The sequence below is a fragment of the Lysobacter firmicutimachus genome, from assembly GCF_037027445.1.
Classification (GTDB): Bacteria; Pseudomonadota; Gammaproteobacteria; order Xanthomonadales; family Xanthomonadaceae; genus Lysobacter; species Lysobacter firmicutimachus.
In genome coordinates, this window is the sequence record NZ_JBANDL010000002.1 from 3,775,334 (window position 1) to 3,799,929 (window position 24,596).

General features: G+C 70.0%; 26 protein-coding genes. 20 read left to right on the forward strand and 6 right to left on the reverse strand.

Translation table 11 applies throughout. From position 1 onward, the window contains the following. The first annotated feature begins 25 nt into the window (after positions 1-25). The 5 genes from V2J18_RS16340 to bluB all read left to right on the forward strand — a co-directional run bounded on the left by V2J18_RS16340 (position 26) and on the right by bluB (position 3,651). Positions 26-1,075, forward strand: a complete 1,050-nt coding sequence (locus V2J18_RS16340; protein WP_064749275.1) for an aminoglycoside phosphotransferase family protein — start codon at positions 26-28, stop codon at positions 1,073-1,075. Continuing rightward, positions 1,072-1,800, forward strand: coding sequence for an N-acetylmuramate alpha-1-phosphate uridylyltransferase MurU (murU, locus tag V2J18_RS16345; RefSeq protein WP_336132349.1), 729 nt, complete (start codon positions 1,072-1,074; stop codon positions 1,798-1,800). The genes V2J18_RS16340 and murU overlap by 4 nt, the downstream gene beginning before the upstream one ends. A 68-nt stretch (positions 1,801-1,868) precedes the next feature. Next, complete coding sequence (locus V2J18_RS16350) at positions 1,869-2,423, forward strand: RNA 2'-phosphotransferase (RefSeq protein ID WP_064749277.1); 555 nt, start codon at positions 1,869-1,871, stop codon at positions 2,421-2,423. A gap of 2 nt (positions 2,424-2,425) precedes the next feature. Next, positions 2,426-2,920, forward strand: a complete 495-nt coding sequence (locus tag V2J18_RS16355) for an O-acetyl-ADP-ribose deacetylase (protein ID WP_064749278.1) — start codon at positions 2,426-2,428, stop codon at positions 2,918-2,920. Between the two features lie 20 nt (positions 2,921-2,940). Continuing rightward, entirely contained in the window at positions 2,941-3,651 is a 711-nt protein-coding gene (gene bluB / locus V2J18_RS16360) for a 5,6-dimethylbenzimidazole synthase (RefSeq protein WP_064749279.1), read from the forward strand. Between the two features lie 152 nt (positions 3,652-3,803). On the opposite strand, the gene hda is transcribed toward bluB, so the two are convergent. The 3 genes from hda to V2J18_RS16375 are packed head-to-tail and all read right to left on the reverse strand — an operon-like array spanning position 3,804 to position 6,775. After that, the gene (gene hda, locus V2J18_RS16365; protein ID WP_064749280.1) at positions 3,804-4,529 is read right to left on the reverse strand and encodes a DnaA regulatory inactivator Hda; all 726 of its coding nucleotides are present in this window, start codon (positions 4,527-4,529) and stop codon (positions 3,804-3,806) included. Further along, positions 4,526-5,695, reverse strand: a complete 1,170-nt coding sequence (locus tag V2J18_RS16370; RefSeq protein WP_064749281.1) for an AI-2E family transporter — start codon at positions 5,693-5,695, stop codon at positions 4,526-4,528. The genes hda and V2J18_RS16370 overlap by 4 nt, the downstream gene beginning before the upstream one ends. A gap of 3 nt (positions 5,696-5,698) precedes the next feature. Continuing rightward, positions 5,699-6,775 (reverse strand): DUF2066 domain-containing protein, encoded by a 1,077-nt coding sequence (locus tag V2J18_RS16375; RefSeq protein ID WP_336132350.1) that lies wholly within the window; start codon positions 6,773-6,775, stop codon positions 5,699-5,701. Positions 6,776-7,099: 324 nt separating this feature from the next. Between V2J18_RS16375 and purM the strand changes: the two genes are divergently transcribed. Next, entirely contained in the window at positions 7,100-8,164 is a 1,065-nt protein-coding gene (gene purM, locus V2J18_RS16380) for a phosphoribosylformylglycinamidine cyclo-ligase (RefSeq protein WP_336132351.1), read from the forward strand. A gap of 156 nt (positions 8,165-8,320) precedes the next feature. Further along, positions 8,321-8,932 (forward strand): DUF2238 domain-containing protein, encoded by a 612-nt coding sequence (locus V2J18_RS16385; RefSeq protein WP_064749283.1) that lies wholly within the window; start codon positions 8,321-8,323, stop codon positions 8,930-8,932. A gap of 786 nt (positions 8,933-9,718) precedes the next feature. Here the strand turns inward: V2J18_RS16385 and V2J18_RS16390 are convergent. Then, positions 9,719-11,875 carry a tetratricopeptide repeat protein gene (locus tag V2J18_RS16390; protein WP_336132352.1) on the reverse strand — a complete coding sequence of 719 codons (2,157 nt, stop codon included), beginning with the start codon at positions 11,873-11,875 and terminating at the stop codon, positions 9,719-9,721. 219 nt (positions 11,876-12,094) lie between these two features. Here V2J18_RS16390 and purN point away from each other — a divergent pair, with 219 nt between their 5' ends. The 3 genes from purN to V2J18_RS16405 all read left to right on the forward strand — a co-directional run bounded on the left by purN (position 12,095) and on the right by V2J18_RS16405 (position 14,262). Continuing rightward, positions 12,095-12,778, forward strand: a complete 684-nt coding sequence (purN, locus tag V2J18_RS16395) for a phosphoribosylglycinamide formyltransferase (RefSeq protein WP_336132353.1) — start codon at positions 12,095-12,097, stop codon at positions 12,776-12,778. 84 nt (positions 12,779-12,862) lie between these two features. Beyond that, positions 12,863-13,579 (forward strand): DUF3108 domain-containing protein, encoded by a 717-nt coding sequence (locus V2J18_RS16400; protein ID WP_064749286.1) that lies wholly within the window; start codon positions 12,863-12,865, stop codon positions 13,577-13,579. Next, a complete protein-coding gene (locus V2J18_RS16405) occupies positions 13,576-14,262 on the forward strand; it encodes a DUF3108 domain-containing protein (protein ID WP_336132354.1) in 687 nt (228 codons plus the stop codon). The genes V2J18_RS16400 and V2J18_RS16405 overlap by 4 nt, the downstream gene beginning before the upstream one ends. Positions 14,263-14,560: 298 nt before the next feature. On the opposite strand, the gene murA is transcribed toward V2J18_RS16405, so the two are convergent. Next, positions 14,561-15,814 (reverse strand): UDP-N-acetylglucosamine 1-carboxyvinyltransferase, encoded by a 1,254-nt coding sequence (gene murA, locus V2J18_RS16410; RefSeq protein WP_064749288.1) that lies wholly within the window; start codon positions 15,812-15,814, stop codon positions 14,561-14,563. A 158-nt stretch (positions 15,815-15,972) separates the two neighbouring features. Continuing rightward, positions 15,973-16,206 carry a BolA family protein gene (locus V2J18_RS16415; RefSeq protein WP_064749289.1) on the reverse strand — a complete coding sequence of 78 codons (234 nt, stop codon included), beginning with the start codon at positions 16,204-16,206 and terminating at the stop codon, positions 15,973-15,975. Between the two features lie 225 nt (positions 16,207-16,431). Between V2J18_RS16415 and V2J18_RS16420 the strand changes: the two genes are divergently transcribed. The 10 genes from V2J18_RS16420 to rapZ all read left to right on the forward strand — a co-directional run bounded on the left by V2J18_RS16420 (position 16,432) and on the right by rapZ (position 24,434). Beyond that, a complete protein-coding gene (locus V2J18_RS16420; protein WP_064749290.1) occupies positions 16,432-17,460 on the forward strand; it encodes a KpsF/GutQ family sugar-phosphate isomerase in 1,029 nt (342 codons plus the stop codon). Positions 17,461-17,562: 102 nt separating this feature from the next. Next, the gene (locus V2J18_RS16425; protein ID WP_064749291.1) at positions 17,563-18,111 is read left to right on the forward strand and encodes a KdsC family phosphatase; all 549 of its coding nucleotides are present in this window, start codon (positions 17,563-17,565) and stop codon (positions 18,109-18,111) included. Between the two features lie 11 nt (positions 18,112-18,122). Next, positions 18,123-18,671: an LPS export ABC transporter periplasmic protein LptC gene (gene lptC / locus V2J18_RS16430; protein WP_186442639.1), complete on the forward strand. Its 549-nt coding sequence runs from the start codon at positions 18,123-18,125 to the stop codon at positions 18,669-18,671. Further along, positions 18,652-19,179, forward strand: a complete 528-nt coding sequence (gene lptA / locus V2J18_RS16435) for a lipopolysaccharide transport periplasmic protein LptA (protein ID WP_064749293.1) — start codon at positions 18,652-18,654, stop codon at positions 19,177-19,179. Before lptC ends, lptA begins: the two co-directional genes overlap by 20 nt. After that, positions 19,179-19,898, forward strand: coding sequence for an LPS export ABC transporter ATP-binding protein (lptB, locus tag V2J18_RS16440; protein ID WP_064749294.1), 720 nt, complete (start codon positions 19,179-19,181; stop codon positions 19,896-19,898). The genes lptA and lptB overlap by 1 nt, the downstream gene beginning before the upstream one ends. Before the next feature lie 76 nt (positions 19,899-19,974). Continuing rightward, on the forward strand, positions 19,975-21,393 hold the full coding sequence (locus tag V2J18_RS16445; RefSeq protein ID WP_064749295.1) for an RNA polymerase factor sigma-54: 1,419 nt from the start codon (positions 19,975-19,977) through the stop codon (positions 21,391-21,393). A 235-nt stretch (positions 21,394-21,628) separates the two neighbouring features. Beyond that, positions 21,629-21,955 (forward strand): ribosome hibernation-promoting factor, HPF/YfiA family, encoded by a 327-nt coding sequence (hpf, locus tag V2J18_RS16450; RefSeq protein ID WP_064749297.1) that lies wholly within the window; start codon positions 21,629-21,631, stop codon positions 21,953-21,955. Between the two features lie 55 nt (positions 21,956-22,010). After that, complete coding sequence (locus V2J18_RS16455; protein ID WP_336132355.1) at positions 22,011-22,475, forward strand: PTS sugar transporter subunit IIA; 465 nt, start codon at positions 22,011-22,013, stop codon at positions 22,473-22,475. Between the two features lie 94 nt (positions 22,476-22,569). Next, positions 22,570-23,520 carry an HPr(Ser) kinase/phosphatase gene (hprK, locus tag V2J18_RS16460; RefSeq protein ID WP_336132356.1) on the forward strand — a complete coding sequence of 317 codons (951 nt, stop codon included), beginning with the start codon at positions 22,570-22,572 and terminating at the stop codon, positions 23,518-23,520. Positions 23,521-23,567: 47 nt separating this feature from the next. Beyond that, positions 23,568-24,434, forward strand: a complete 867-nt coding sequence (gene rapZ, locus V2J18_RS16465) for an RNase adapter RapZ (RefSeq protein ID WP_075575232.1) — start codon at positions 23,568-23,570, stop codon at positions 24,432-24,434. The last annotated feature ends 162 nt before the right edge of the window (positions 24,435-24,596 follow it).

Here is a 24,596-nt window from a genome sequence, read left to right on the forward strand (position 1 = left end):
GCGGCCTTCGCCGCATGGAGCCTGCATGACCCAGCCGTCCCCTACCGACCGCGACGCCGCCCGCCTGGCCTGGGCCCGTGCCGCGACCGGCGACGATCGCCTCGACCTCGTCCGCGCCTCCTTCGACGCCGGTTTCCGCAGCTACTGGCGCGGCAGCGTGGGCGACGCAGAGCGCCGCTTCGCCGGCGCCAGCGTGATCGTGATGGACTCGCCGCCGGAACTGGAAGATCCGCGTCCCTGGCTGCGCCTGCGCGACGTGCTGGCCGCCGGCGGAGTGCGCGTGCCGCACGTGTTCCAGGCCGACCCCGAGCGCGGCTTCCTGCTGCTGGAAGACCTGGGCCAACGCACCTTCCTGCAGGCCGTGGAAGCCGGCGAGGCCGACCCCGACGCCCTGTTCGAGCTGGCTTTCGACCAGTTGCTGAAGGTCCAGTCCCTGCCCTGCCCGGACGATCTGCCGCCTTACGACGAAGCCTTCCTCAGCCGCGAACTGCGCCTGTTCGACGAATGGTTCCTCGGCCGCCACCTCGGCCTGAGCCTGGACTGCGGCGATCTGGAACGCCTGGACCTGGCCTACCGGCGCATTCTCGACAATGTCCTGGCGCAGCCGCAGGTGTTCATCCACCGCGACTTCATGCCGCGCAACCTGATGCCGGTGCCCGGCGGCCTGGCAGTGATCGATTTCCAGGGCGCCTTGCGCGGCCCCATCGCCTACGACCCGATCAGTCTGTTCCGCGACGCCTTCGTCAGCTGGCCGGAGGAACGCATCGAAGCCTGGCTGGCGCGCTACCACGCTCGCGCCGCCGCCGCCGGCATCCCCCTGCCCGACTACGCGCGCTTCCGCCGCGACGCCGACTTCGCCGGCCTGCAGCGCCACATCAAGATTCTCGGCCTGTTCGCGCGCCTGCACCATCGCGACGGCAAGCCCAAGTACCTGGCCGACGCGCCGCGCTTCCTGGCATATCTCGACATCGTGCTGCCGCGTTATCCGGAACTGGCCCCGCTGGCCGAGATCGTCGAGCGCCACGTGCGGCCGGCCCTGACCGGCAACGCCGCAGCCGCGGACGCGCGCGCATGAAGGCGCTGATCTTCGCCGCCGGCCTGGGCGAGCGCATGCGGCCGCTGACCCTGCACACGCCCAAGCCCTTGCTCAGCGTCGGCGGCAAACGCCTGATCGAATGGCACCTGGACAAACTCGCCGCGCTCGGCGTCGACGAGGTCGTGGTCAACACCTCCTGGCTGGCCGAACAGTTCCCGGCCACGCTCGGCGACGGCGCGCGCTGGGGGTTGCGCCTGCGCTATTCCTACGAGGGCGCGACGCCGCTGGAAACCGGCGGCGGCATGCTGCATGCGCTGTCGCTGCTGCAAGAAGACGCCGCCGCCGATGCGCCGTTCCTGGTCGCCAACGGCGATATCTGGACCGACTACGACTTCGCCGCGTTGCCGCGCGCGCTCGACGGCGACGCGCATCTGCTGCTGGTCGACAATCCGGTCCAGCATCCGCACGGCGATTTCCATCTCGGCGACGACGGCCGCATCGGCAACGAAGGCGCCGCCAAGCTCACCTATTCCGGCATCGGCCTGTATCGCGCTTCGCTGTTCGAGCGCTGGCGCGAGATTGCCGGCGACGCGGCCGGCGCGCGACTCGACCCGCCGCGCTTCAGCATCGTGCCGCTGCTGCGTCAGGCCGCCGACGCCGGCCGCTTGAGCGGCTCGCACCATCGCGGCCGCTGGACCGACGTCGGCACGCCCGAGCGCCTGCAGCGACTCGACGCCGCGCTGATCGCGGCGGCGCACGGCTGAATGTCCCCCCAATCGATATCGCGCGGCCTGAACCACCGCAGCCTCTCCTCCCTGCGAACTGGAATCCCATGACCGCCGTCAGCCTCACCAAGACCAGCAAATTCCTCAGCCTGGTGCTGCGCCACGAACCCGAAGCGATCGGCCTGAGCCTCGACAGCAACGGCTGGGCCGACCTCGACGACCTGATCCGCCTGGCCAATGCCGACGGCAAGCCGGTAACGCGCGCGTTGATCGAGCAAGTCGTGCGCGACAACGACAAGCAGCGCTTCGCGATCAGCGCCGACGGCACCCGCATCCGCGCCAATCAAGGCCACTCGATCGAGATCGACCTGGCGCTGACCGCGCTGGCGCCGCCGGCCGTGCTTTACCACGGCACCGCGACCCGCTTCGCCAAGTCGATCCGCAACCTGGGCCTGGTCAAGCAGAGCCGCCAGCACGTGCACTTGTCGTCCGACGCGGACACCGCGATCGAGGTCGGCAGCCGCCACGGCAAGGCCCTGGTGCTGTCGATTCGCGCCGGCGACATGCACGCGCGCGGCCTGAGCTTCTTCCAATCCGAAAACGGCGTCTGGCTGACCGACGCGGTGGCGCCGGAATTCATCGACTGGCCGGCCCAGGACTGAACATGCGCCTGCACGCCATCCGCGCCGACATCACCACGCTGAGCGTGGACGCGATCGTCAACGCCGCCAATTCGTCCTTGCTCGGCGGCGGCGGCGTCGACGGCGCGATCCATCGCGCGGCCGGCCCGGAACTGGTCGCCGAATGCCGCCTGCTCGGCGGCTGCAAGACCGGCGAGGCCAAGCTCACCCGCGGTCATCGCCTGCTCGCCGCTTATGTCATCCACACGGTCGGGCCGGTCTGGCGCGGCGGCGAACACGGCGAGCCGGATCTGTTGGCGGACTGCTATCGCAACGCGCTGGCGCTGGCCGAACGCCACCGCCTGCGCCGCATCGCCTTTCCCTGCATCGGCACCGGCATCTACGGCTATCCGCTGCAGGCCGCGGCGCGGATCGCCATCGACACCGTGCTCGCGCATACCGGCACGGGCATCGAGGAAGTCGTGTTCTGTTGTTATTCCGAGGCCGACCTGGCTGTCTACGCCGGCCTGCTCGGCTGAACCGCGATCTTCCTGCCCGCATGAGCGCCGACCACCGCTTCTCCGAAGACGAACGCCGCGGCTTGTACCGGGCGATCTTCGAACGCCGCGACGTGCGTTCGCAGTTCCGTCCCGATCCGATTCCGCCCGATGCGCTGGCGCGCCTGCTGCGCGCCGCGCACCACGCGCCCTCGGTCGGCTTCATGCAGCCCTGGGACTTCGTCCTGGTAGACGACCCGGCGCTGAAGCGGCGGGTCAAGGCGCTGTACGACGAGGCCAACGCCGAAGCCGCGGCGAACTACAGCGAGGAGCGCGCCGCGCTGTACCGGCGGCTCAAGCTAGAAGGCATCGTCGACAGCCCGATCAACCTGTGCATCACCTGCGACCGCCAGCGCGGCGGCCCGCACGTGCTCGGCCGCAACACCCTGCTCGACGCCGACCTGTTCAGCGCCTGCCTGGCGGTGCAGAACCTGTGGCTGGCCGCGCGCGCCGAAGGCATCGGCGTGGGTTGGGTCAGCATCCTGGAACCGAACGAGTTGGCGCGGGTGTTGAACCTGCCCGAAGGCGTGTTCCCGCTGGCCTACCTGTGCCTGGGCTATGTCAGCGAATTCCTGCCGCGTCCCGAACTGGAAACCCAAGGCTGGCGCTCGCGCCTGCCGCTGCACGAGCTGATCCACGGCAACGGCTGGGGCGGCGCGATCGAAGACGAGGCGCTGCGCGCGGCGGTCGCGCAGGACGACGGGCAAGGTTGAGCGGTATTGCCTTGGGGCGCCGCGCTTACAGGCGCGGGTCCATGGCTTCGATCGATGACATCGGCGTTGGGCTCTCTGCGCGTCCAGCGGTCGCGGCTTGCGCCGCTCCTACTCCCGGGAAGCGGCACTACGCGGGCACCGACGGCGCAGAATCAATCCGCGCCCAGAGTCTGGCGCAGGAACGGCACGGTGATGCGACGCTGCGCGGCCAGCGAGGCGCGGTCGAGCTTGTCCAACGTCTGGGTCAGCCCGCCCAGGTCGCGGTCGGTGCGCTTGAGCAGCCATTCCAGCGCGGCCTCTTCCAGCGCCAACCCGCGCCGCTGCGCGCGTTGCCGCAGCACCTGCGCCCGGCCTTCGTCGTTCAGCGGCGTCAGCACCAGGCGCGTGCACTGCGACAGTCGCGAACGCAGGTCCGGCAGGGTCAGGGCCAGTTCGTCGGGGTTCTCGCGCGCGGCGTAGATCAGCGCGATGCCGGCCTGACGCGCGCGGTTATGGGTGTCGAACAACGCGATCTCGTCCTCGCGCCGGCCGGCGATGGCTTCGATCCCGTCCAACGCCAGCAGGTCGTTGCCTTCCAGCGCATGCAGCGCGTCGCGCAGACGCCCGACCGCGGCCGCCAGCGGCAGATAGGCGGCGCGACGTCCGGCCGCGTCGGCCTCGGCGCAGGCGCCGAGCAGCAGATGGGTCTTGCCGACTCCGGACGGGCCGGCCAGATAGACCCAGTCGGCGCCGCTGGGATCGACGTAGCCGGCGGTCTCGTGGGTGTGCGTGGCCAGCGCGCGCAACTGCGCGATCGCTCCGTCCGGCGCATCCACATAGGTTTCCAAACGCTGATCCGGCGGATAACGCAGGGTCAGCGGCAACTGCGGAACACTCACTCGACTTCGCGCTCCGTACGACCGGCGTCGTTCGCCTTGGGCACGATCGGCGCCTGCGCCGGATCGATCAGAATGGTGGGCTGCTCGCCCGCGTACAGGCGGCTGTGGGTGTAACGCTCCTGCGCGTAACGCAGCAGCACGTTGGCGACCGCGGCCACCGGCAGCGCCAGCAGCATGCCGAGGAAGCCGAACAACTGGCCGCCGGCGAGCACGGCGAAGATCACCGCGACCGGATGCAGGCCGATGCGGTCGCCGACCAGTTTCGGAGTCAGCCAGTAGCTCTCCACCACCTGGCCGACGCCGAACACCGCCAGCACGCCGAGCACGTGCTTCCAGTCGCCGTACTGCACCAGCGCGGCGATCACGCCGAGGATGATGCCGCTGGCCGGGCCCAGGTAAGGCACGAAGGTCAGCAGGCCGGCGATGATGCCGATCAGGATGCCCAGGTCCAGGCCCACGCCCCACAGGCCCACGCCGTACATCACGCCGAGCACCAGCATGACCAGGAACTGGCCGCGCAGGAACGCGCCGAGCACCTCGTCGGACTCCTTGGCCAGGCGGCTGATCGTGGCCAGGTAATCGCGCGGGATCAGCGAGGCGACCCGGTCGACCAGCACGTCCCAGTCGCGCAGGAAGAAGAAGGTCAGCACCGGCAGCAGGGCGATGTTGGCGACCAGGCCGATCAGGGCGAAGCCCGAGCGCGACAGATAACCCAGCAGGGTCGTGGCGAAACCGCCGGCGCGCTCCCAGTTGCTGCGCACCAGTTCGATCAGGTGGTTGAGGTCCAGCCAGTCGCTGATTTCCAGCCGGGTGCGCTGCTCCAGCCACGGAATCGCGGTGGCGGTGAACCAGTCGCGGTAGCTCGGCAGCGACACGATCAGGGTGCTGATCTGGCGTTCGATCAGCGGCACCAGGATCACCAGCACCAGTACCACCAGCAGCGCCATGAAGGTGAACACCAGGGTGACCGAGGTGTTGCGCGAGCGGCCGGTGCGTTCGATCCGGTCGACCAGCGGGTCGCCGAGCCAGCCGAGCATGGCCGCGACCACGAACGGGGTCAGCACCGGCGCCAGCACCCACAGCAGCCAGCACGCGCCCACGCCCAACGCCGTCCATTGCAGGCGGCGCAGGAACAGGGCGATGTCGTCGATAGGAGCGCGGTGCATCGGTCAGCGCAGCCGGTAGACCGGCGGCTGGCCTTCGAGGCCTTCCAGCGCCTCGATCGTGCCGCCGGTATCGGCCATGCGCTTGAGGCCAGGCAAACCGGACAGCAGCTCGAGGTCGAACTCGACGCTGTCGGGCGTGGCCCGCACCGGGGTCATCTTGCGCACCACCGGCAGGCCTTGCAGATAGCCGGACAGGCGGATGTAGCCCTCGGCACTGTGCACGCCGCTGAACACCACCCGATAGGTGCCCGGCGGGCCGGCCACGCTGCGCTTGGCGTAACGCTTCATCAGCGCGTCGGCGGCGCCGTCGGCCCCGCCGGCCATGACCCGGCGCGCGTCGGCGTCGGTGGTCGACCAGCTGTTGAGGGTCTTGCCGCCGTCGACGAAGGTCCAATCGCCCTTCCAGCCGCCGGTCTTGACCCGGTAGACCTTGCCGATCAGCTGCATCGGCGGGCTGTAGCGGGACGAGGCGCGCGCCACGGCGGCGACGTCGCCGCGCCAGATCGCGCCGACGGTGGCCTGTTCGGCGGCGCTGCCGGACGGCAGGCCGAGGCGGTAGCCGCGATCGACCGCGCGGTTCAGCGCCGAGCGGGCGGCGTTGGCCTGCGCCAGACCGACCAAGCGCGGGCCGCTGCCGTCGTCGATCGCCATCCACAACACCGGCTTGGGCCGCGGCTGCGGCCAGATCGGCAGCCCCAGGGTCGAAGCCAGCGCCTCGACCTTGGCTTGGTCGAAGCTGACGACCAGGGTGGTCTGGAAGGTCGGCGCGCCGGTGACCGGCGAGACGCCTTCGTCCTGGCGGTAGTCGTAGCCGCTGACGTAGTCCTTGGCCCGGCGCAGCTCCTGGCCGACGCCCGGCCGGCCGGCCGCGCCGCGGTCGCCGGACATCTTGCCCAGCACCTGGGCCAGGGCTCGCGCCATCGCGCCGTTGCGCTCGGCTTCGCCTTGGCCGTTGACCTGGACTTCGGCCGAGAACGCGCCTTCGGCCTGGGCGCGATCGCCCTCGACCCGCTGCGCGCCGGCCGCGAAGCTCGCCAGCAGCAGCGCTGCGATCGTCCAACCTCGGATTGCCTTACCCATCGACCAGCCCATCGCTGTCCCTAATTCGTCTGTGGAGCGGGCTTCCCGCCCGCGTTGCGAGCCGCCGGCCCGGCCCGGAGACCGGCCGCCGCAGCGGATCCGGACGACGGCGTTCAAGGTCCGAAATGGTGCCGCAGGCGGGGCGGCGAGTCCATTGCGGGGCTGAATGGGCCGGAGGTGGACTACAGCGGAGCGGCGTCGGGAGACAGCGAAATGCCCGGCCGGCTTGGCTTTCGCGGTCTCATGGCAGCTATCGGCTCACGCTCGCCCCGCCCCAGCCTGCTAAAATCGCGGGCTTCCCTCCGCGACCACCCCGGGGCCGCCGTGACCGCTTCCTCCTCCGACACCTCTCCCAAGCCGCTGACCTACCGCGATGCGGGCGTCGACATCGACGCCGGCAACGAGGTCGTCGAACGCATCAAGCCGTTGGTCAAGCGCAGCTTCCGTCCCGAGGTGATGGGCGGCCTGGGCGGCTTCGGCGCCCTGTTCGACCTGTCGGGCAAGTACCGCGAGCCGGTGCTGGTGTCCGGCACCGACGGCGTCGGCACCAAACTCAAGCTGGCCCAACAGCTCAACCGCCACGACACCATCGGCATCGACCTGGTCGGCATGTGCGTCAACGACGTGCTGGTGCAGGGCGCCGAGCCGCTGTTCTTCCTCGACTACTTCGCCACCGGCAAGCTCGACGTCGACACCACCGTGGCCGTGGTCGGCGGCATCGCCAAGGGCTGCGAACTGGCCGGCTGCGCGCTGATCGGCGGCGAAACCGCGGAAATGCCCGACATGTACCCGCCGGGCGAGTACGACCTGGCCGGCTTCACCGTCGGCGCAGTGGAAAAGTCGCAGCTGCTCGACGGCGCGCGCGTGCGCAAGGGCGACGTGCTGATCGGCATCGCCTCCAGCGGCCCGCACTCCAACGGCTATTCGCTGATCCGCCGGATCTTCGACCGCGCCGGCCGCCCGGGCGACATCGCCGTCGGCGGCGTGCGCCTGATCGATGCGCTGATGGCGCCCACCGCGCTGTACGTGAAGCCGGTGCTGGAACTGCTGCGCGCCAACGGCGGCGAGCATTCGATCCACGCCATGGCCCACATCACCGGCGGCGGCCTGACCGAGAACATCATCCGGGTGATTCCGGACGGCCTCGGCCTGGACATCCGCACCGCCACCTGGACCCTGCCGCCGGTGTTCGACTGGCTGCAGCGCGAGGGCGCGGTGCCGCGCGAGGAGATGTGGCGCACCTTCAACTGCGGCATCGGCTTCGTGCTGGTGGTGCCGGACGAAGCGGTCGCCGCGACCGAGGCCGACCTGGCCCGCCTGGGCCTGACGCACTGGCGCATCGGCGAAGTGGTCGCCCATACCGGCGGCGAACGCGTGCACATCGGCTGATCGCGCGCGATTCGTGGCGAGAGAGCGGCGGGCTTCGGCCCGCCGTTTTCGTTTGCCGCGCCAACCCCGCTCGCCGGGCGCGCACGGGGCACGCAGCCCCCAAACGGAGCGCAGGGAATTAAGCTCACTCGATCCCTTCCGTCCCTGTCGGTGCGCATGAGTCTCGTCAAGAAATCGGCCCTGGCCGTGGTGCTGTTGGTATTCGCGCTGACCTGGATCGCCCCGACCAGCCCGTTCGAACAGGGCATGCACAGCGTGCTGACCGTGGTCGGCCTGTTCTGGCTGTGGCGCCACGACCGCCGTTGGCCGCTGCGCGACGGGCACTTCCTGGCGATCTGCGGCTTCATGCTCACCCACTGCATCGCCGCGCGCTGGTTGTATTCCTATGTGCCCTACGACCGCTGGATCCAATGGCTGACCGGTGGCTGGTCGCTGGACCGCGCCCTCGGCTTCCAGCGCAATCACTTCGACCGGCTGATCCATCTCCTCTACGGACTGTGCTTCGCCCCGGCGGTGCGCGAGTACTTCCGCCAGCGCTGGCCGGCGCTGAGCGCGCGCCAGGCCTTCGCGCTCGCGGTCGCCGCGGTCATGTGCACCAGCCTGATCTACGAATGGATCGAATGGGCGATCGCCCTGACCATGTCGCCGCAGGACGCCGAGTCCTACAACGGTCAGCAGGGCGACGTCTGGGATGCGCACACCGATATGTTCCTGGCCACTCTGGGCGCGCTGGCGGCCTGGCCGCGCGGCAAGCGCGGCGCACGCTAACGGCCGGCGCACTCGCCGGCGTCGCGCAGCGCCGGCGGATCGGTCGGGTCGATTCGTCCGCCGCGTGGAGATCCGCGCTCCGCGGTCCAACGGGATCGGATCGGGCCGGCCCGCGGCCGGCCGCATCCATCGACGGGCCATGGCGGCGTCGTTCCGCCATGGCCCGCCTCGCCGAATCCGGTGTCTCCCCGCCGGACCGGCCACTCCCCGCAGCGTCGTTGGACACCTGACCGCAGCAGCTTCCTGCCGTCGCGGCGCGGGTGGTACGTCCCTGTACCTTCGAAGACCGCGGCCCGGCGCCCTGCCGGTGTCCGTGACGGCCCGCAGGCCGCACCGGCCGGCGCACCGACCGCGTTCTTCGTTGTCGTGTTCTTCGTTGTCGTGTCCGTTGCCGGTCGCCGACGGCCGCCGCCCCCCTCTCCCGCCGTGAGGCGGGTCCCCTGGTCGCGGCGACCGTCGACTCGCGACCGTCCCGGCCGCAGACGATCGAACCCGGCAGCGATTCGATCGTCCTGAAGTCCCGTCGGCGCCCGCCCTCCTGGCAGGTCCGTCCGGCTCCGGTCGGACCGCCCTCGCCGTGGCGTCGGCGTTGTTCGGCCCAGCACATTTCTACCCCCGCCGACCACCCCTGGCGAGGAACGAGCCGGGATCGAATCGGGACGCAGCGGGTATGTTTGGCCTGTAAGTGGTTGGCCGTGCTGGGGATTAGGGATTGGGGATTAGGGACTCGGATGAAAGCGCCTTTGCCTTGCCAATCCCGAATCCCCAATCCCTACTCCCGACCCCTCACACCAAGGCATGCCGCCGCGTATAGGTCAGCACCGCGTCGACATGGCGCTGCAACTCGCTGCGCACCGCCTCTTCCAGCGGACACTCGGCCAGCACGTAGTAGCCCGAGCGCAGCACGTCGCGCCAGCGCGGCTGGCGCGGCAGCTTGGCCAGGCTGAGGTAACGCTCCATCGCCCGCGCCCGCAGCCGACCGTCGTCGACCGTGACCCGCCAGATCCGGCTCTTCTCGGCCAGTTCCAGCCGGCCCTGGCCGGTGCTGCGCTCCCAGGCCTCGACCACCGCCAGCATCAGCTCGACCAGGGCTCGCCGGAACGAGGAACGCATTTCCTCGTCGCCAGCATCGTGTTCGACCTCGATCGGCGCCGGCGCCGGCGCCGGATCGGCAGCGGCCGCCTCCGCCGCCAACGGCTGCAGGCCCAGCACCACCGAGCCCTCGCCCTGCCCGGTCTCGCTGAGCCGCGCCTGCAACCGCTCGCCGTCGCGCGGGCGGAATTCGAACCGCTGCGGCGCCGAAGACTCCTCCAGTCGCGCCAGCGCCTGGGCCAGGGCCGCCGCCGCCGGCTCGTCCAACAGCTCGCCTAAGGCGCGCCCGGGCAACGCGCCATCGGCGCCGCCGGTCTGGCCGAGCAAGCGGCCGGCACTGCGGTTGGCCGCGACCACCTGGCCGCCGGCGTCGAGAATCAGCACCGCGTCCTCGCGGCTGTCCAAGGCCGCCTGCAGCCGGGTGCGGTCGACCCCGAGGTCGGCCGCGGCGCGGCGGTAGTAATCCACTTCCTCGGCCAGCCGCGCCTGCCGCGCCGCCTCGGCCAGCCGCGCGCGCTGCTGGCGGCGCAGGAAGAACACGATCAGGCCCAGCACCGCCGCCACGGCGGAGACCGCGGTCAGCCACAGCGCCAGGGTGCGCTGGCGCAGGCTGGCCGCGCGCAAACGGTTCTCGGCGGCGAGCGCGGCGATGGTGCGATCGCGTTCGGCGGTTTCGAAGCGCAGCTGCATCCATTTCATCTCGCGGTCGTAACGCGCTTCGCGCAGACGGCGCGCGGCGTTCTCCGATTCGCGCAGTGCGGCCAGGGCCTGCGGCCATTCGCCCAGCGCCTCGTGATCGGCGGCCAGTTCGGCCAGCAACGCCGGACGATCGCTGTCCTGGGCCGGCAACTGCGCCAAGGCGTCCTTGACCCGGACCAGCGCGGCGCGCGGCTCGCCGAGCAGGCGCGCGGCGCGCGCGGCCTGCAATTGCAACGGCGCCGGCGGCCGAGCGCCGGCGGCGGCGGCCAGGGCCAGGCCGCGCTCGCTCCAGCGCCGCGCCTTGACCGCGTCGTCGCGGGCCAACGCGACCCGTGCCAGTTCGGCGTGCAGGCGCAGCTGATACGTTCGCTCGCCGCCTTCGACATAGTCGGCCAGGGCCTGCTCGAGCAGGCGTTCGGCGCCGGCGGGATCGCCCGCCTCCAGCGCCAGCGCGCCCAGGCTCTGCAGCACGTGCGCGGCCTCGATCTTGTTGCCGATCCGACGGAACTCGCTCAGCGCCTGCTGGTAATGGCGCTCGGCGTTGCCGGTGTCGCCGAGGTCGCGGTAGATGTCGGCGATGTTGTTGAGCACCGGTCCGAGCGCCGGGTCCCGCGCATCGCGCTGCACCCGCAGGCTGGCGAGGAAGGCCTGCAGCGCGCCGCGGTAATCGCCGAGCCGGCGCAACGCCGAGCCGACGTTGTTCCAGCTCTTGGCCTCCGCGGCGCGGTCCTCGTGGCGCTGCGCCAGGTGCAGCGCGCGGCGGAACCGGGTCAGCGCCTCGGCGGTGCATTCGCGGTAGTAGTCGAGCACGCCCCGGCGGCGCACCAGTTCGTAGTCGGTCGGCCAGCCGACCGCGGCGCCAGCGACCGCCTGGGCGCAGTCCAACGCGTCCCCGGCGCCGTCGAGATCGCCGCCGCTGCGCTTGGCGTCGGCGGCCCGATACAGGGTTTGCAGATCGGATTCGCGCACGCCCTGCAGGAGGTAACGGCGCCGGCACGCCTGCGGGTCGGCGCGCACCGTCGGCGCGTCGACCGGCTTGCACGCCGGTGCGAGGTCCGTCGCCTGCGCCAGGGCCGGAGCCGGCAGCCAGCCACCGCACATCGCGACCCAAACCGCCGCCCGACGCCACGGGCTGCCCCTGTCCTCCGCCACGCTGCGCTCCCTGTCCGCTGGCCGCAGCTTTGCCGATCCGCGGCCGCAGCGGAAGCGACCGCGGCGGGCCGGCCGCCGCCGCATGCCGTCTTCGGCGACTGCGTCACAGTCGTGCGTTCAGCTTCGCCGTCACCGCCCAGGCCGGGCGGGCCGCAGTGCGCCGGTCGCGAGCGGGCCGGATCGCCTAAAATACGGCTCCGCTCCCGCCTCGCCGCCGCAATGACCCAGCCGCTTCCCCGGATCGCCGTCCTCGCTTCGGGCCGCGGCAGCAACCTGCAGGCGGTGCTCGACGCGATCGCCGCCGGCGCGCTGGCCGGCGAGGTGGTCGGGGTATTTTCCGACAAGCCCTCCGCGCCCGCGCTGCAGCGCGTGCCGCAGGCGCTGCGCTGGTCGGCGGCGGCCAAGACCTACTCCGATCGCGACGCCTTCGACGCCGATCTCGCCGCCGCGGTCGCCGCCGTGCGGCCGGACTGGGTGCTGTGCGCCGGCTACATGCGCATTCTCGGCGGCGCCTTCGTCGAGCGCTTCCGCGGCCGCATGATCAACATCCACCCCTCGCTGCTGCCCAAGTACCGCGGCTTGCACACCCATGCGCGCGCGCTCGCCGACGGCGAAAGCGAGCACGGCTGCAGCGTGCACTTCGTCATTCCCGAGCTCGACGCCGGCGCGGTGATCGCCCAAGCGGTGGTGCCGGTCCGCGGCGGCGACGACGCCGAGGCCCTGGCCGCGCGCGTGCTGGCGGTGGAGCATCCGCTGTTGCTGGCGGTGATGAGACTCGCGGTCGGCGGCCGCCTGGCTGAACACGGCGCAACCGTCACCCTCGACGGTCATCCGCTATTTACGCCGCTGCGTTTAGATTTCGCCGGCGATCTGACCCATCCGGCCACCGGCCTCGCGGCCTGACCCATCGCCCGGCCGCAACCTCGCGTGTCGCCCGACACGCATCCTTGCGCAGCATTCACGAGAGCCCAGGATCTCCGCGCCGTCATGAAGTCGCTACTGCCCCTGCTCACGGCCGCGCTGCTCGGCGCCGCTTCGCCCGCCGGCGCTTCCGCGCTGGAGCCGTTCGTCGCCCACTATGAAGTGTTCAACGGCGGCAAGGCGCTGGGCGACGCGACCATGCAGGTCAAGCCCGAGGGCGGCCATTGGCGCATCGATCTCGACATCCGCGCCGAGCACGGCATGATGAGCCTGGCCGGCGCGGCCGCGCAGCAGAGCACGCTGTTCGACGCCGTCGGCGACGCCTACCGGCCGCTGAGCCAGACCCTGGTGCGCAAGGTGCTGTTCTCCAAGCGTGTGATCAACGGCGTGTACGACTGGAACAAGCGCAGCGCGCAGTGGAGCGGCGACGTCAAGGACCATCGCCGCAAGCCCATCGCGCTGCAGGACGGCGACATGAGCGGCCTGCTGATCAATCTGGCGGTGGTGCGCGATGCGCAGCCCGGCAAGACGCTGAGTTACCGTTTCGTCGATTCCGGCCGCGCCCGTCCGCACCAATACGTGGTGGCGCAGGAACTGGAAGGGGTCAAGGTCGACGACATGAGTTTCAACGCGATGCGCGTCAACCGGGTGCAGAGCGGCAACGAGGAAACCTCGATCTGGGTGGTCGACGGCGTGCCCACGCCGGTGCGCATCCTGCAACGCGAGAACGGCCAGGACACCTACGATCTGCGCTTGGTCGAATACAAAGGAGCCAACGAATGACGATCCGCACCACCACGCTGCGCGGCCTGCTGCTGACCGCCGCGCTGACCGCGGTCAGCGCCCCCGCGTCGGCGGCCAAGCCGTTCAGCGCCGACTACTCGGCCAGCTACATGGGCATGCAGGGCGCCGGACGCATGACCGTCGCCCCGGCCGACGGCAACCGCTGGAAGTACGATCTGTCGATCTCCAGCCCGCTGGCCGAGCTGCGCCAATCGACCACCTTCGAAGACAACGGCGGCAAGCTGCGCCCGATCAGCGGCAGCGACTCGAGCAAGGTGCTGACCAAGAAGAAGAACACCGCCGCGACCTACGACTGGTCGCGCGGCGTCGCCACCTGGACCGGCGACGTCAAGGCCGACCGCGCCGGCCCGATCAAGCTGCAGGCCGGCGACCTCGACGCCCTGCTGGTCAACCTGGCGATCGTGCGCGACGCCGCCGCCGGCAAGCCGATGAGCTACCGCATGGTCGAAGGCGGCCGGGTCAAGCAGCTGACCTATACCGTGGTCGGCAAGGAAGCGGTCAACGTCGGCGGCAAATCGCAGCAGGCAACCAAGGTGTCGAGCAAGAACGGCGACAAGGAAACCATCGCCTGGGTGGTGCCGAGCGTGCCGGTCCCGGTGCGCATCCTGCAGCGCGAGAACGGCAGCGACGCGATCGACTTGCGGGTGCAGGCGGTGCGCTGACTGCCGCGGCGCCGGCCACGCGCATCAACGAAAAGCCCCGCTTCGGCGGGGCTTTGCTTTACCTGGATGCTCCGATGGCGGCCATCCGGCCAGGTTGCCGTCGCAGTCATGTTGGCTGCCCCCTGTTTGATAAGGGGCCAGGCGGGGTTTGCTCTCGCTCCGCCACGTCGCCGCGACCACCCGCAAATCCCCGCGCCAGCCGGCTCATCGGAAAACCCGATCCGCCCACGGCGCAACCCCCTTTTGCGAAGGGGGCGAGTCATCTCGAGCGTTTGCCGCCAGGAAGCGGCAGCGCCCCTCACACCCGGCGGATCTTCGCTCCCAACTGCGACAGCTTGGCCTCGATGTTTTCGTAGCCGCGGTCCAGGTGGTAGATGCGGTCGATCGTGGTTTCGCCCTGCGCCACCAGGCCGGCCAGGATCAGCGAGGCCGAGGCGCGCAGATCGGTCGCCATCACCGGCGCGCCGCTGAGCTTGGGCACGCCGCGCACCACCGCGGTGTGGCCATCGACGCGGATGTCGGCGCCCAGGCGCAGCAGTTCGTTGACGTGCATGAAGCGGTTTTCGAAGATCGTCTCGTTGATCACCCCGGCGCCTTCGGCGATGCAGTTGAGCGCCATGAACTGCGCCTGCATGTCGGTCGGAAACGCCGGATACGGTGCGGTGACCAGATCGACCGAGCGCGCGCGGCGGCCGCCCATGTCCAGAGTGATGCGGTCGCCGTCGACCTCGATCGTGGCGCCGGCGTCGCGCAGCTTGTCCAGCACCGCGTCCAGGGTGTCGGCGCGGCTGCCGGTGACGGTGACCCGGCCGCCGGTCATCGCCGCGGCGACCAGGAAGGTGCCGGTCTCGATCCGGTCCGGCAGCACGTCGTGGCTGCCGCCGTGCAACTTCTCCACGCCGTGGACCACGATCCGGCCGCTGCCGGCGTTCTCGATCTTGGCGCCGAGCGCATTGAGACAGTCGGCCAGATCGACCACCTCCGGCTCCATCGCCGCGTTCTCGATCACGCTGGTGCCTTCGGCCAGCACCGCCGCCATCAGCACGTTCTCGGTGCCGGTGACGCTGACCACGTCGAACACGAAACGCGCGCCCTTCAGGCGGCCCTTGCGCTGCGCCTTGATGTAGCCGTTCTCGACCGTGATCTCGGCGCCCAGCGCCTGCAGGCCCTTGATATGCTGGTCGACCGGGCGCGAGCCGATCGCGCAACCGCCCGGCAAGGAGACTTCGGCCTCGCCGTACTTGGCCAGCAACGGCCCCAGCACCAGCACCGAGGCGCGCATGGTCTTGACCAGCTCGTACGGCGCGACATGGCTGTTGACCGTGGTCGGGTCGACGGTGATGGTCGCCCCCTCGCTGCGCACGCCTGCGCCGAGCTCGCCGAGCAGTTTGGCGGTGGTCAGCACGTCGTGCAGCTGCGGCACGTTGCGGATCGTCACCGGAGCGTCGGCCAGCAGCGTCGCGCACAGGATCGGCAGGACGGCGTTCTTGGCGCCGGAAATCTGGACTTCGCCGTTGAGCGGCTGGCCGCCTTCGACCACGATTTTTTGCATTTGAGGGCCGGGATTGGGGATTGGGGATTGGTTGGAGCAGGATGCCGCTAGCGGGTGAGGTCAGGATGAAGTGCGGGGATTGGGGATTCGGGATTGGCCAAGGGCAAGGGCCAAGCCAAATGCGGCGATACCGCTCGACTAATCGCCAATCCCGAATCTCAAATCCCGGCCTCTTCCGGCGTCAACGTCTTCAGCGCCAAGGCATGGATCTCGCCGCCCATGCGTTCGCCCAGGGTCGCGTAAACCAGGCGGTGGCGGGCCAACGGCAGCTTGCCGCGGAAGGCCTCGGCGATCACGGTGGCTTCGAAGTGGACCCCGTCGTCGCCGCGCACCTGCGCTTGCGCGCCGGGCAGGCCTTGTTCGATCAGGGTGCGGATGATGTCGGCGTTCACGGCAGGAACCTCTGGTGGTGGGGGACGGCCGGGCGGGCCGCAGCGATGCGGCGCCGCCGGTGACGCATCGCTGCGCGACCGGGCCGGCTGAATGCGGGGTGGCCGCCGCCCGGCGGCCGCGGCCGTGGGGGCCGGCGCTAGGCGGGCGAACCGCTTAGAATTGACGGATTAGCCTAGCGGAAAGCCCTGCGATCCGGAATGGCGACCACAGAAACGGCCTTTCCCATGACCCCCACCGCCCGCCCCGCGCCCGACCTCCGTCCGCATCCGTCCGCCGGCGTCTCCGACGCCAGCCTGGCCGCCAGCGGCCGGCGCGTGTTCGAGATCGAGGGTCGGGCGCTGGACGCGGTGGCCGAGCGCATCGACGGCGATTTCGCCGCCGCCTGCCAGCTGATCTTGGCCGCGCAGGGCCGGGTGGTCTGCACCGGCATGGGCAAATCCGGCCACATCGCGCGCAAGATCGCCGCGACCCTGGCTTCGACCGGCACCCCGGCCTTCTATGTCCACCCGGGCGAAGCCGGCCACGGCGACCTGGGCATGATCACCGACGCCGACGTGGTCCTGGCCTTGTCCTACTCGGGCGAAAGCGACGAAGTGCTGATGCTGCTGCCGGTGCTCAAGCGCCAGGGCAATCGCCTGATCGCCATGACCGGCCGCCCGCAGTCCACCCTGGCGCGCGAGTCCGACGTGCATCTGGACGTCAGCGTGCCGGTGGAAGCCTGCCCGCTGGATCTGGCGCCGACCTCCAGCACCACCGCGTCGCTGGCGATGGGCGACGCGATCGCGGTCGCCCTGCTCGACGCACGCGGCTTCACCGCCGACGATTTCGCCCGCTCGCACCCGGCCGGCGCGCTCGGGCGGCGCCTGCTGCTGCACATCACCGACATCATGCACGCCGGCGAAGACGTGCCGCGGGTGTCGGCCGACGCCAGCGTCAGCGAGGCCCTGGTCGAGATGAGCCACAAGCGGCTGGGCATGACCGCGGTGGTCGATGCCGACGACCGCCTGATCGGCCTGTACACCGACGGCGACCTGCGCCGCACTCTCGACGACGCCGGCGTCGATCTGCGCTCGACCCGGATCGCCGAAGTCATGACCCGTTCGCCCAAGACCATCGGCGCCGACGCGCTCGCAGTCGAAGCCGCCCAGCTGATGGAAACCCACAAAATCAGCGGTCTGCTGGTCGTCGACACTGAACGCCGCGTGGTCGGCGCGCTGAATATTCACGACTTGTTGCGCGCTCGGGTGGTTTAACGAGCCGGGATTGGGGATTCGAGATTCGGGATTCGCACTAGCGCATCCTCGCTCGGTCCGCCTTTCCAGACTGCCAATCCCAAATCCCGAATCCCCATTCCCGTGCCCTACAGCCACCTCAACGACTACCCCGCCGAAATCCGCGAACGCGCGGCGCGCGTGCGCCTGGCTTGCTTCGACGTCGACGGCACGCTGACCGACGGGCGGCTGATCTACGACAGCGAAGGCCGCGAGTCGAAGTGCTTCCACGTGCAGGACGGCCAGGGCCTGGCGCTGTTGCGCCGGTTCGGCCTCGCGGTGCATTTCGTCACCGCGCGCGGCGGCGCGATCGCCGCCCAGCGCGCGGCCGAACTGGGCGCGAGCGCGCACGGCGATGTGGCCGACAAGCTGGCTTGCGTGCGCGAGATCGCCGCCGGCCTGGGCCTGACGCTGGACCAGGTCGCCTTCATGGGCGACGACCTCGCCGACCTGCGCGTGCTGCCGCACGTGGGCCTGTCGGTGGCGCCGGCCAACGCCCACCCCTGGGTGCGCGAGCGCGTGCACTGGCGCACCGTCGCCCGCGGCGGCGAAGGCGCGGCGCGCGAGCTGTGCGATCTGTTGCTGGGCGCGCAAGGCCATGCCGAACAGGCACTGGCGGGGGCGCTGGGATGAGCTGGCGCGGGATGCTGATCCTGATCCTCATGGCGGCGGCCGCGCTCAGCGGCTGGGCGCTGTGGTCGCAGCGCGACAAGCCGCGCAGCGCCGGCGGCGACGCGCGCCCGGACTACGTGCTCAACGATTTCGAAGTGGTCGTGCTCGACAAACAGGGCAAGGAATCCTTCACCGTGCGCGCGCCCAAGCTGGAACGCGACCCGAATCAGAAGACCATGGACATCGCCACTCCGCTGTTCCTGGTGCCGGCGCGCGCCGGCGGCAACGGCGGGCCGTGGGAGGTGCGTTCGCAGCGCGGCTGGGTCAGCGCCGAGGGCGACGAAGTGCGCCTGCGCGGCCAGGTCAAGGCCGACAGCACCAACGCCGACGGCAAGCCGATGAACATCGCCACCGAGGAGCTGAACGTGTTCCCCGACACCAACAAGGCCACCTCGGCCGTTCCGGTCAGGTTGGTTCAGCCCGGCACTATAATCACCGGCTCGGGACTGCAAGCCGATCTCGAAACCAAGAACGTCATCATCCCCAACGTCAAGGTCCGCTATGAAGCGAAAGCCCGCTAACTGGCCGGCGCTGTGCCTGGTCGCCCTCCTGCTGGCGCCGGCGGCCGCGCTCGCCCGCTCGTCGGACCGCAACCAACCCATGGATGCCGGCGCCGACAGCAGCAATTGTTCGATCAGCAACGATTCCGGCCCTTGCGTGCTCACCGGCGACGTCAAGATCACCCAAGGCACGCTGATCATCAATGCCGCGAAGGCCGACATCAAGCGCGCCGGCGGCGAACCCAGCTTCGTCACCCTGACCGGCTCGCAGGCGACCCTGAAGCAGGAGCTCGACGACGGCTCGCCGTTCAACGGCCGCGCCAACAAGATCGAGTACGACATACCCAAGGACACCATCGTCCTGACCGGCAACGCCTACGTCGACAAGAACGGCGACACCATCAAGAGCGAGCGCATCGTCTACAACTCCAAGACCGGCCAGGTCGAGAGCGGCGGCACCGGCGGCCGCGTCAACATGCGCCTGCAGCCCAAGAAAAAGACCGCCGAACCGGCCAAGGGAGGCGGCTGATGCTGGTCGCTCAGGGCCTGCGCAAGGCCTACCGCTCGCGCGAGGTCGTGCGCGACTTCGGCCTGACCCTGGACGCCGGCGAAGTGGTCGGCCTGCTCGGCCCCAACGGCGCCGGCAAGACCACCTGCTTCTACATGATCGTCGGCCTGGTCCCGGCCGACGCCGGCCAGATCGTGCTCGACGGCAAGGACATCACCGCCGAGCCGATGTACGCCCGCGCCAAATACGGCGTCGGCTACCTGCCGCAGGAACCCTCGGTGTTCCGCAAGCTCAGCGTGGCCGACAACCTGCGCCTGGTGCTGGAACTGCGCGAGGACCTGGACAAGGCCGGGATCGAGCGCGAACTGGCCAGCCTGATGGACGAGCTGCAGGTCACCCACGTCGCCGACCAGCTCGGCGCCAGCCTGTCCGGCGGCGAACGCCGCCGGGTCGAGATCGCCCGCGCGCTGGCCGCGCGGCCGCGCCTGATGCTGCTGGACGAACCCTTCGCCGGCGTCGACCCGATCTCGGTCGGGGAAATCCAGCGAATCGTGCGCCACCTCAAGAATCGCGGCATCGGGGTCCTGATCACCGACCATAACGTGCGTGAAACCTTGGGCATTTGCGACCGGGCGTATATCCTGAACGACGGCGGCGTGCTCGCGCAGGGGGCTCCGGACGCGCTGCTGGCCAACCCGGATGTACGCCGTGTCTATCTGGGCGAGACGTTCCGTCTGTAACCTAGCGGTTGCCGGGCGCGAAACGACGCCCGAGGCGTGCGAACCGGCCTGACGCCAATCGCACCAGCCCAAGATCATGAAGCCCCGCCTCCAAGCCGCACTCGGACAACAGCTGGTAATGACGCCGCAACTGCGGCAGGCGATCCGCCTGTTGCAATTGTCGGCCATGGAGCTGGAAGCCGAGCTGGCGACGGCGGTGGAGAGCAATCCCCTGCTCGATTGGACCGAACCTTCCGCCGGCGGCGAAGACGAGCCGCGTCCGGCCGCCGGCGCCGAAGACGGCGGCGAAGCGCCGACGCCCGAGCCGGAATGGACCATGGACGACGGCGAGACCTGGTATGAACGGGTCGGCCCGGCCGACAGCGACGACGAAACCCCGGCCGCCGAGCAGGTCGCCAACGCCGAGACCCTGCAGGACCACCTGCTGTGGCAGCTGCACTTGAGTCCGCTGTCGCCGCGCGACCGCAGCATCGGCGTGGCCCTGATCGAGGCCATCGACGACGACGGCTACCTGCGCGAGCCGATGGACTCCCTCGTCGCCTCGCTCGCGGCGGAGCTGAATCCGCCTCCGGGCGAGGACGAAGTGGTCACTGTGTTGCATCAGGTGCAGCGCTTCGATCCGGTCGGCACCGGCGCGCGCTCCCTGGCCGAATGCCTGAACCTGCAACTCAGCACATTGTCCGACGACACCCCGGGCAAGGCCCTGGCCCAGCAGATCGCCCATGGTCCGCTGGAGCGCCTGCCGCGCATCGGCCCGGCCGGCATCGCCGCCGAACTCAAGCTCGACGTCGCCGACGTCGAAGTGGCCGTGCAGTTGCTGCGCTCGCTGGACCCGCGGCCGGGTTCGCAGATGGGCGCGATCTCCAGCGATACCTACGTCACTCCGGACGTGGTGATCTGGCGCCAGAACGGCCTGTGGCGGGTCGCCCTGGCCGAATCGATGCGGCCGCGGATCAGCATCCACCGCGGCTACGAGAGCATGATCCGCCACGCCAGCGCGTCCGACGCCAGCTACCTGCGCGGCCATCTGCAGGAAGCGCGCTGGCTGCTCAAGAGCCTGGAAGCGCGCGGCGACACCTTGCTCAAGGTGGCCCGCTGCCTGCTCAAGCAACAGGCCGGCTTCCTCGAATTCGGCGACAGCGCGCTGCGCCCGCTGACCCTGCGCGAGGTCGCCAACGAAGTCGGACTGCACGAATCCACGGTCTCGCGCGCGATCGCGCGCAAGTACGCGCGCACCCCGCGCGGGACCCTGCCGCTGCGCGCGTTCTTCGCTTCCGGCATCGACACCGGCGCCGGCGGCGAAGCCTCCAGCACCGCGATCCAGGCCATGATCCGGCGCCTGATCGAGGCCGAGAATCCGCGCAAACCCTTGTCCGACGCGCGCCTGGCCGAAACCCTCAAAGCCACCGGCGTACCGGTGGCCCGGCGCACCGTGGCCAAGTACCGCGAGGCGATGAGCATCCCGTCCTCGCAGGACCGGGTCCGGATCGGCTAGACCGGCCGGGCCGCCACACCCGGCAAACCCGCCGCGTTCGAAAAAACCCTTGCGAATCAATCGCCCGGCCCCGGCTACGACCAAGGTGCTAGGCCGGCCCCTTGCGCCTGCGGCTCAGAGTGAGATGCTGGACACCCTGGCTCCGGCCAGGGCGTGAGCCAGGCTCCGGAGCGATCGCTCCGCGATCCGATCCTGAGCCTGTCTGCATTCATCCGCGACGTGAAGGAGGTCCCCGATGCGCATCGAAACCTACGGCCAGCAGATCGAAGTCACCAACGCTCTGCGCGATTACGTGGAAAGCAAGCTGGCCCGTCTGCAACGCCATTACGACCAACCCTTCGACGTGCGTACCCAGCTCAGTCTGGACAAGCCCGACCACCGGGCCGAGGCCACCGTTTCGCTCGCCGGCCGCACCCTGCATTGCGATGCCGCCGCGATCGACATGTACGCCGCGATCGATCTGCTCGCCGACAAGCTCGACCGCCTGCTGATGAAGCACAAGAGCAAGCTGGTCGATCACCATCGCGGCGAAAGCCTGGCCCGCAACGGCGAACTCGCCTGAGCCCGTAACCGCTTCGCCACAGGCAACGCTTACCGCGTCACCCATCCACGCCGTCATGCCGCTTTACGATTTGCTGAGCGCGCAGCGGGTCGCGATCCTCGACCGAACCGGCGATCGCGATGCCGTGCTCGACCGGGCCGCGCACCTGCTCGCCGACGGCCACGCCTCCGCCGCGCTCGCCCTGCGCACCAGCCTGGGCGAGCGCGAGCGGCTCGCCAGCACCGCGATCGGCCACGGCGTGGCCATCCCGCACGCACGCACCGCCCTGGTCGAGACCAGCCGCGCCGCGTTCCTGCGCCTGGACGCACCGGTCGATTTCGCCGCCGCCGACGGGCAGCCGGTCGACCTGGTACTGGCGATGGCCATTCCCGAGCATCATGTCCAACAGCATCTGCTGTTGTTGGCCGAGCTCGCCGAGCGCTTCGCCGACGCCGGTTTTCGCGAACGCCTGCGCCACGCGGCCGGGCAAGCGGAGCTGGCCGGCTGCCTGCTCGATTACTGCCGGCGCAGCGCGGCCTGAGCCTCCCGCGCACGGTTGCGGCATCGGTCGCGCCGCGTCCGTGACCGCGGTCGGGCTGCGACACGGCCGCGCTTTGCTCGTACACTGCCGCCCCATGAGCAAGAGCATCCGCGCAGGCGATCTGTTCGAACAACAGCGCGACCGACTCGGCCTGCGCTGGATCGCCGGCCAGCGCGGCGACGCGCGCGTGGTCGAAGCGGTCAACACGGTGGCCCGGCGGCCTTCGCTGGCCGGGTATCTCAACGCGATCTACCCGAACAAGGTGCAGATCCTCGGCACCGAGGAACTGACCTGGCTCGACGGCCTGGACTCGCGGCTGCGCTGGGAAACCATCGAGAAGATCATCCAGTTCCGCCCGCTGGCGCTGGTGATCAGCAAGGACCAGCCCTGCCCCGAAGACCTGCGCCTGGCCGCGGAGGAAAGCGACACCCCGCTGTGGGTCTCGCCGCGGCGCGGCCACGAGTTGCTCAACCATCTGCAATACCATCTGGCCCGCGCGCTGGCGCCGCAGATCACCCTGCACGGGGTGTTCATGGAGATCTATTCGATCGGCGTGCTGATCACCGGCGAATCCGGCTCGGGCAAGAGCGAGCTGGCGCTGGAGCTGGTCACCCGCGGCCATCGCCTGGTCGCCGACGACGCCCCGGAATTCACCCAGATCGCGCCGGACGTGCTCGACGGCACCTGCCCGGACATGCTGCAGGACCTGCTGGAAGTGCGCGGCCTGGGGGTGCTCAACATCCGCCAGATGTTCGGCGACACCGCGGTCAAGAACAACAAGTACCTGCGCCTGATCGTGCACCTGACCCGGCCGATGAGCGAGCCGCAGCCGTCCGGCATCGAACGCTTGACCGGCGACACCGGCATCCGCCGGGTGCTCGACCTGGACGTGCCGATGATCACCCTGCCGGTCATGCCCGGCCGCAACCTCGCCGTGCTCACCGAAGCGGCGACGCGCTTGCACAGCCTGCGCATGAAGGGCCTGGACCCGGCCGCGGCGTTCATCGCCCGGCACAGCAATTTCCTGGAGCGTGGCGAATCGTGAGCCCCGAGGTCGAATCCAACCCCGCCGCGGACGCGCCGGAACCGAGTCTGTTCACCCTGGTCATCGTCAGCGGCATGTCCGGCTCGGGCAAGTCGGTGGCGCTGCATACGCTCGAAGACTTGGGCTTCTACTGCGTCGACAACCTGCCTGCCGAGTTGCTGCCGCAGTTCGTGCAGAACGTGATCCGCGCCGAAGACGACATGCCGACCAAGCTCGCGGTCAGCATCGACGTGCGCAACCGCCACAGCGACCTGGCCAACATCCCCGAATGGCTGTCGGCGGTGGGCGCGCTCGGCGCCGACCCGCGCCTGGTGTTCTTCGAATCCGGCGACGCGGTCCTGCTCAAACGCTATGCCGACACCCGCCGGCGCCATCCGCTGAGCCAGTTCGGCCTGGCCCTGGCCGACGCGATTTCGCTCGAACGCCAGGTGCTCAAGCCGCTGCGCCAGATCGCCGACACGGTGATCGATACCAGCGAGTTCAACATCCACCAGCTGCGCCGCCACGTCATCACCGAGTTCGGCCTCGGCAGCGACGCGGGCATGTCGCTGCTGTTCGAATCCTTCGCCTACCGGCGCGGCGTGCCGGCCGATGCCGACTTCGTATTCGACGCGCGCGGCCTGCCCAATCCGCACTGGAATCCGGCGCTGCGACCGCTGTCCGGCCGCGACGGCGGAGTGCGCGAGTACTTGGAGGCGCAGGAGGACGTGAACCTCTACGTTTCCCAGATCAGCCAGTTCCTCGACACCTGGCTGCCGCGACTGCAGGCCGACAGCACCCGCAGCTACGCCACCGTCGCCTTCGGCTGCACCGGCGGCCGCCATCGCTCGGTGTACCTGGCCGAACGCATGGCCGAGCACGCGCGCTTGCGCGGCTGGAACGAAGTGGCCGTGCACCATCGCGAACTCGACTGAGCCGCGTCGGCCTGAACGCGCTCTGAGCCGATACCGGAACGGCGTCATGCGCTCACGAAATTTTCGCGCCTTTGTGGCGCGACGCTTGCACCCGCGCACGTAGCGTCGAATCGCGCCGGTGCCCTCGCGCCGGCGCGTCCGTCCCGCTACGGAGCCGCGAGC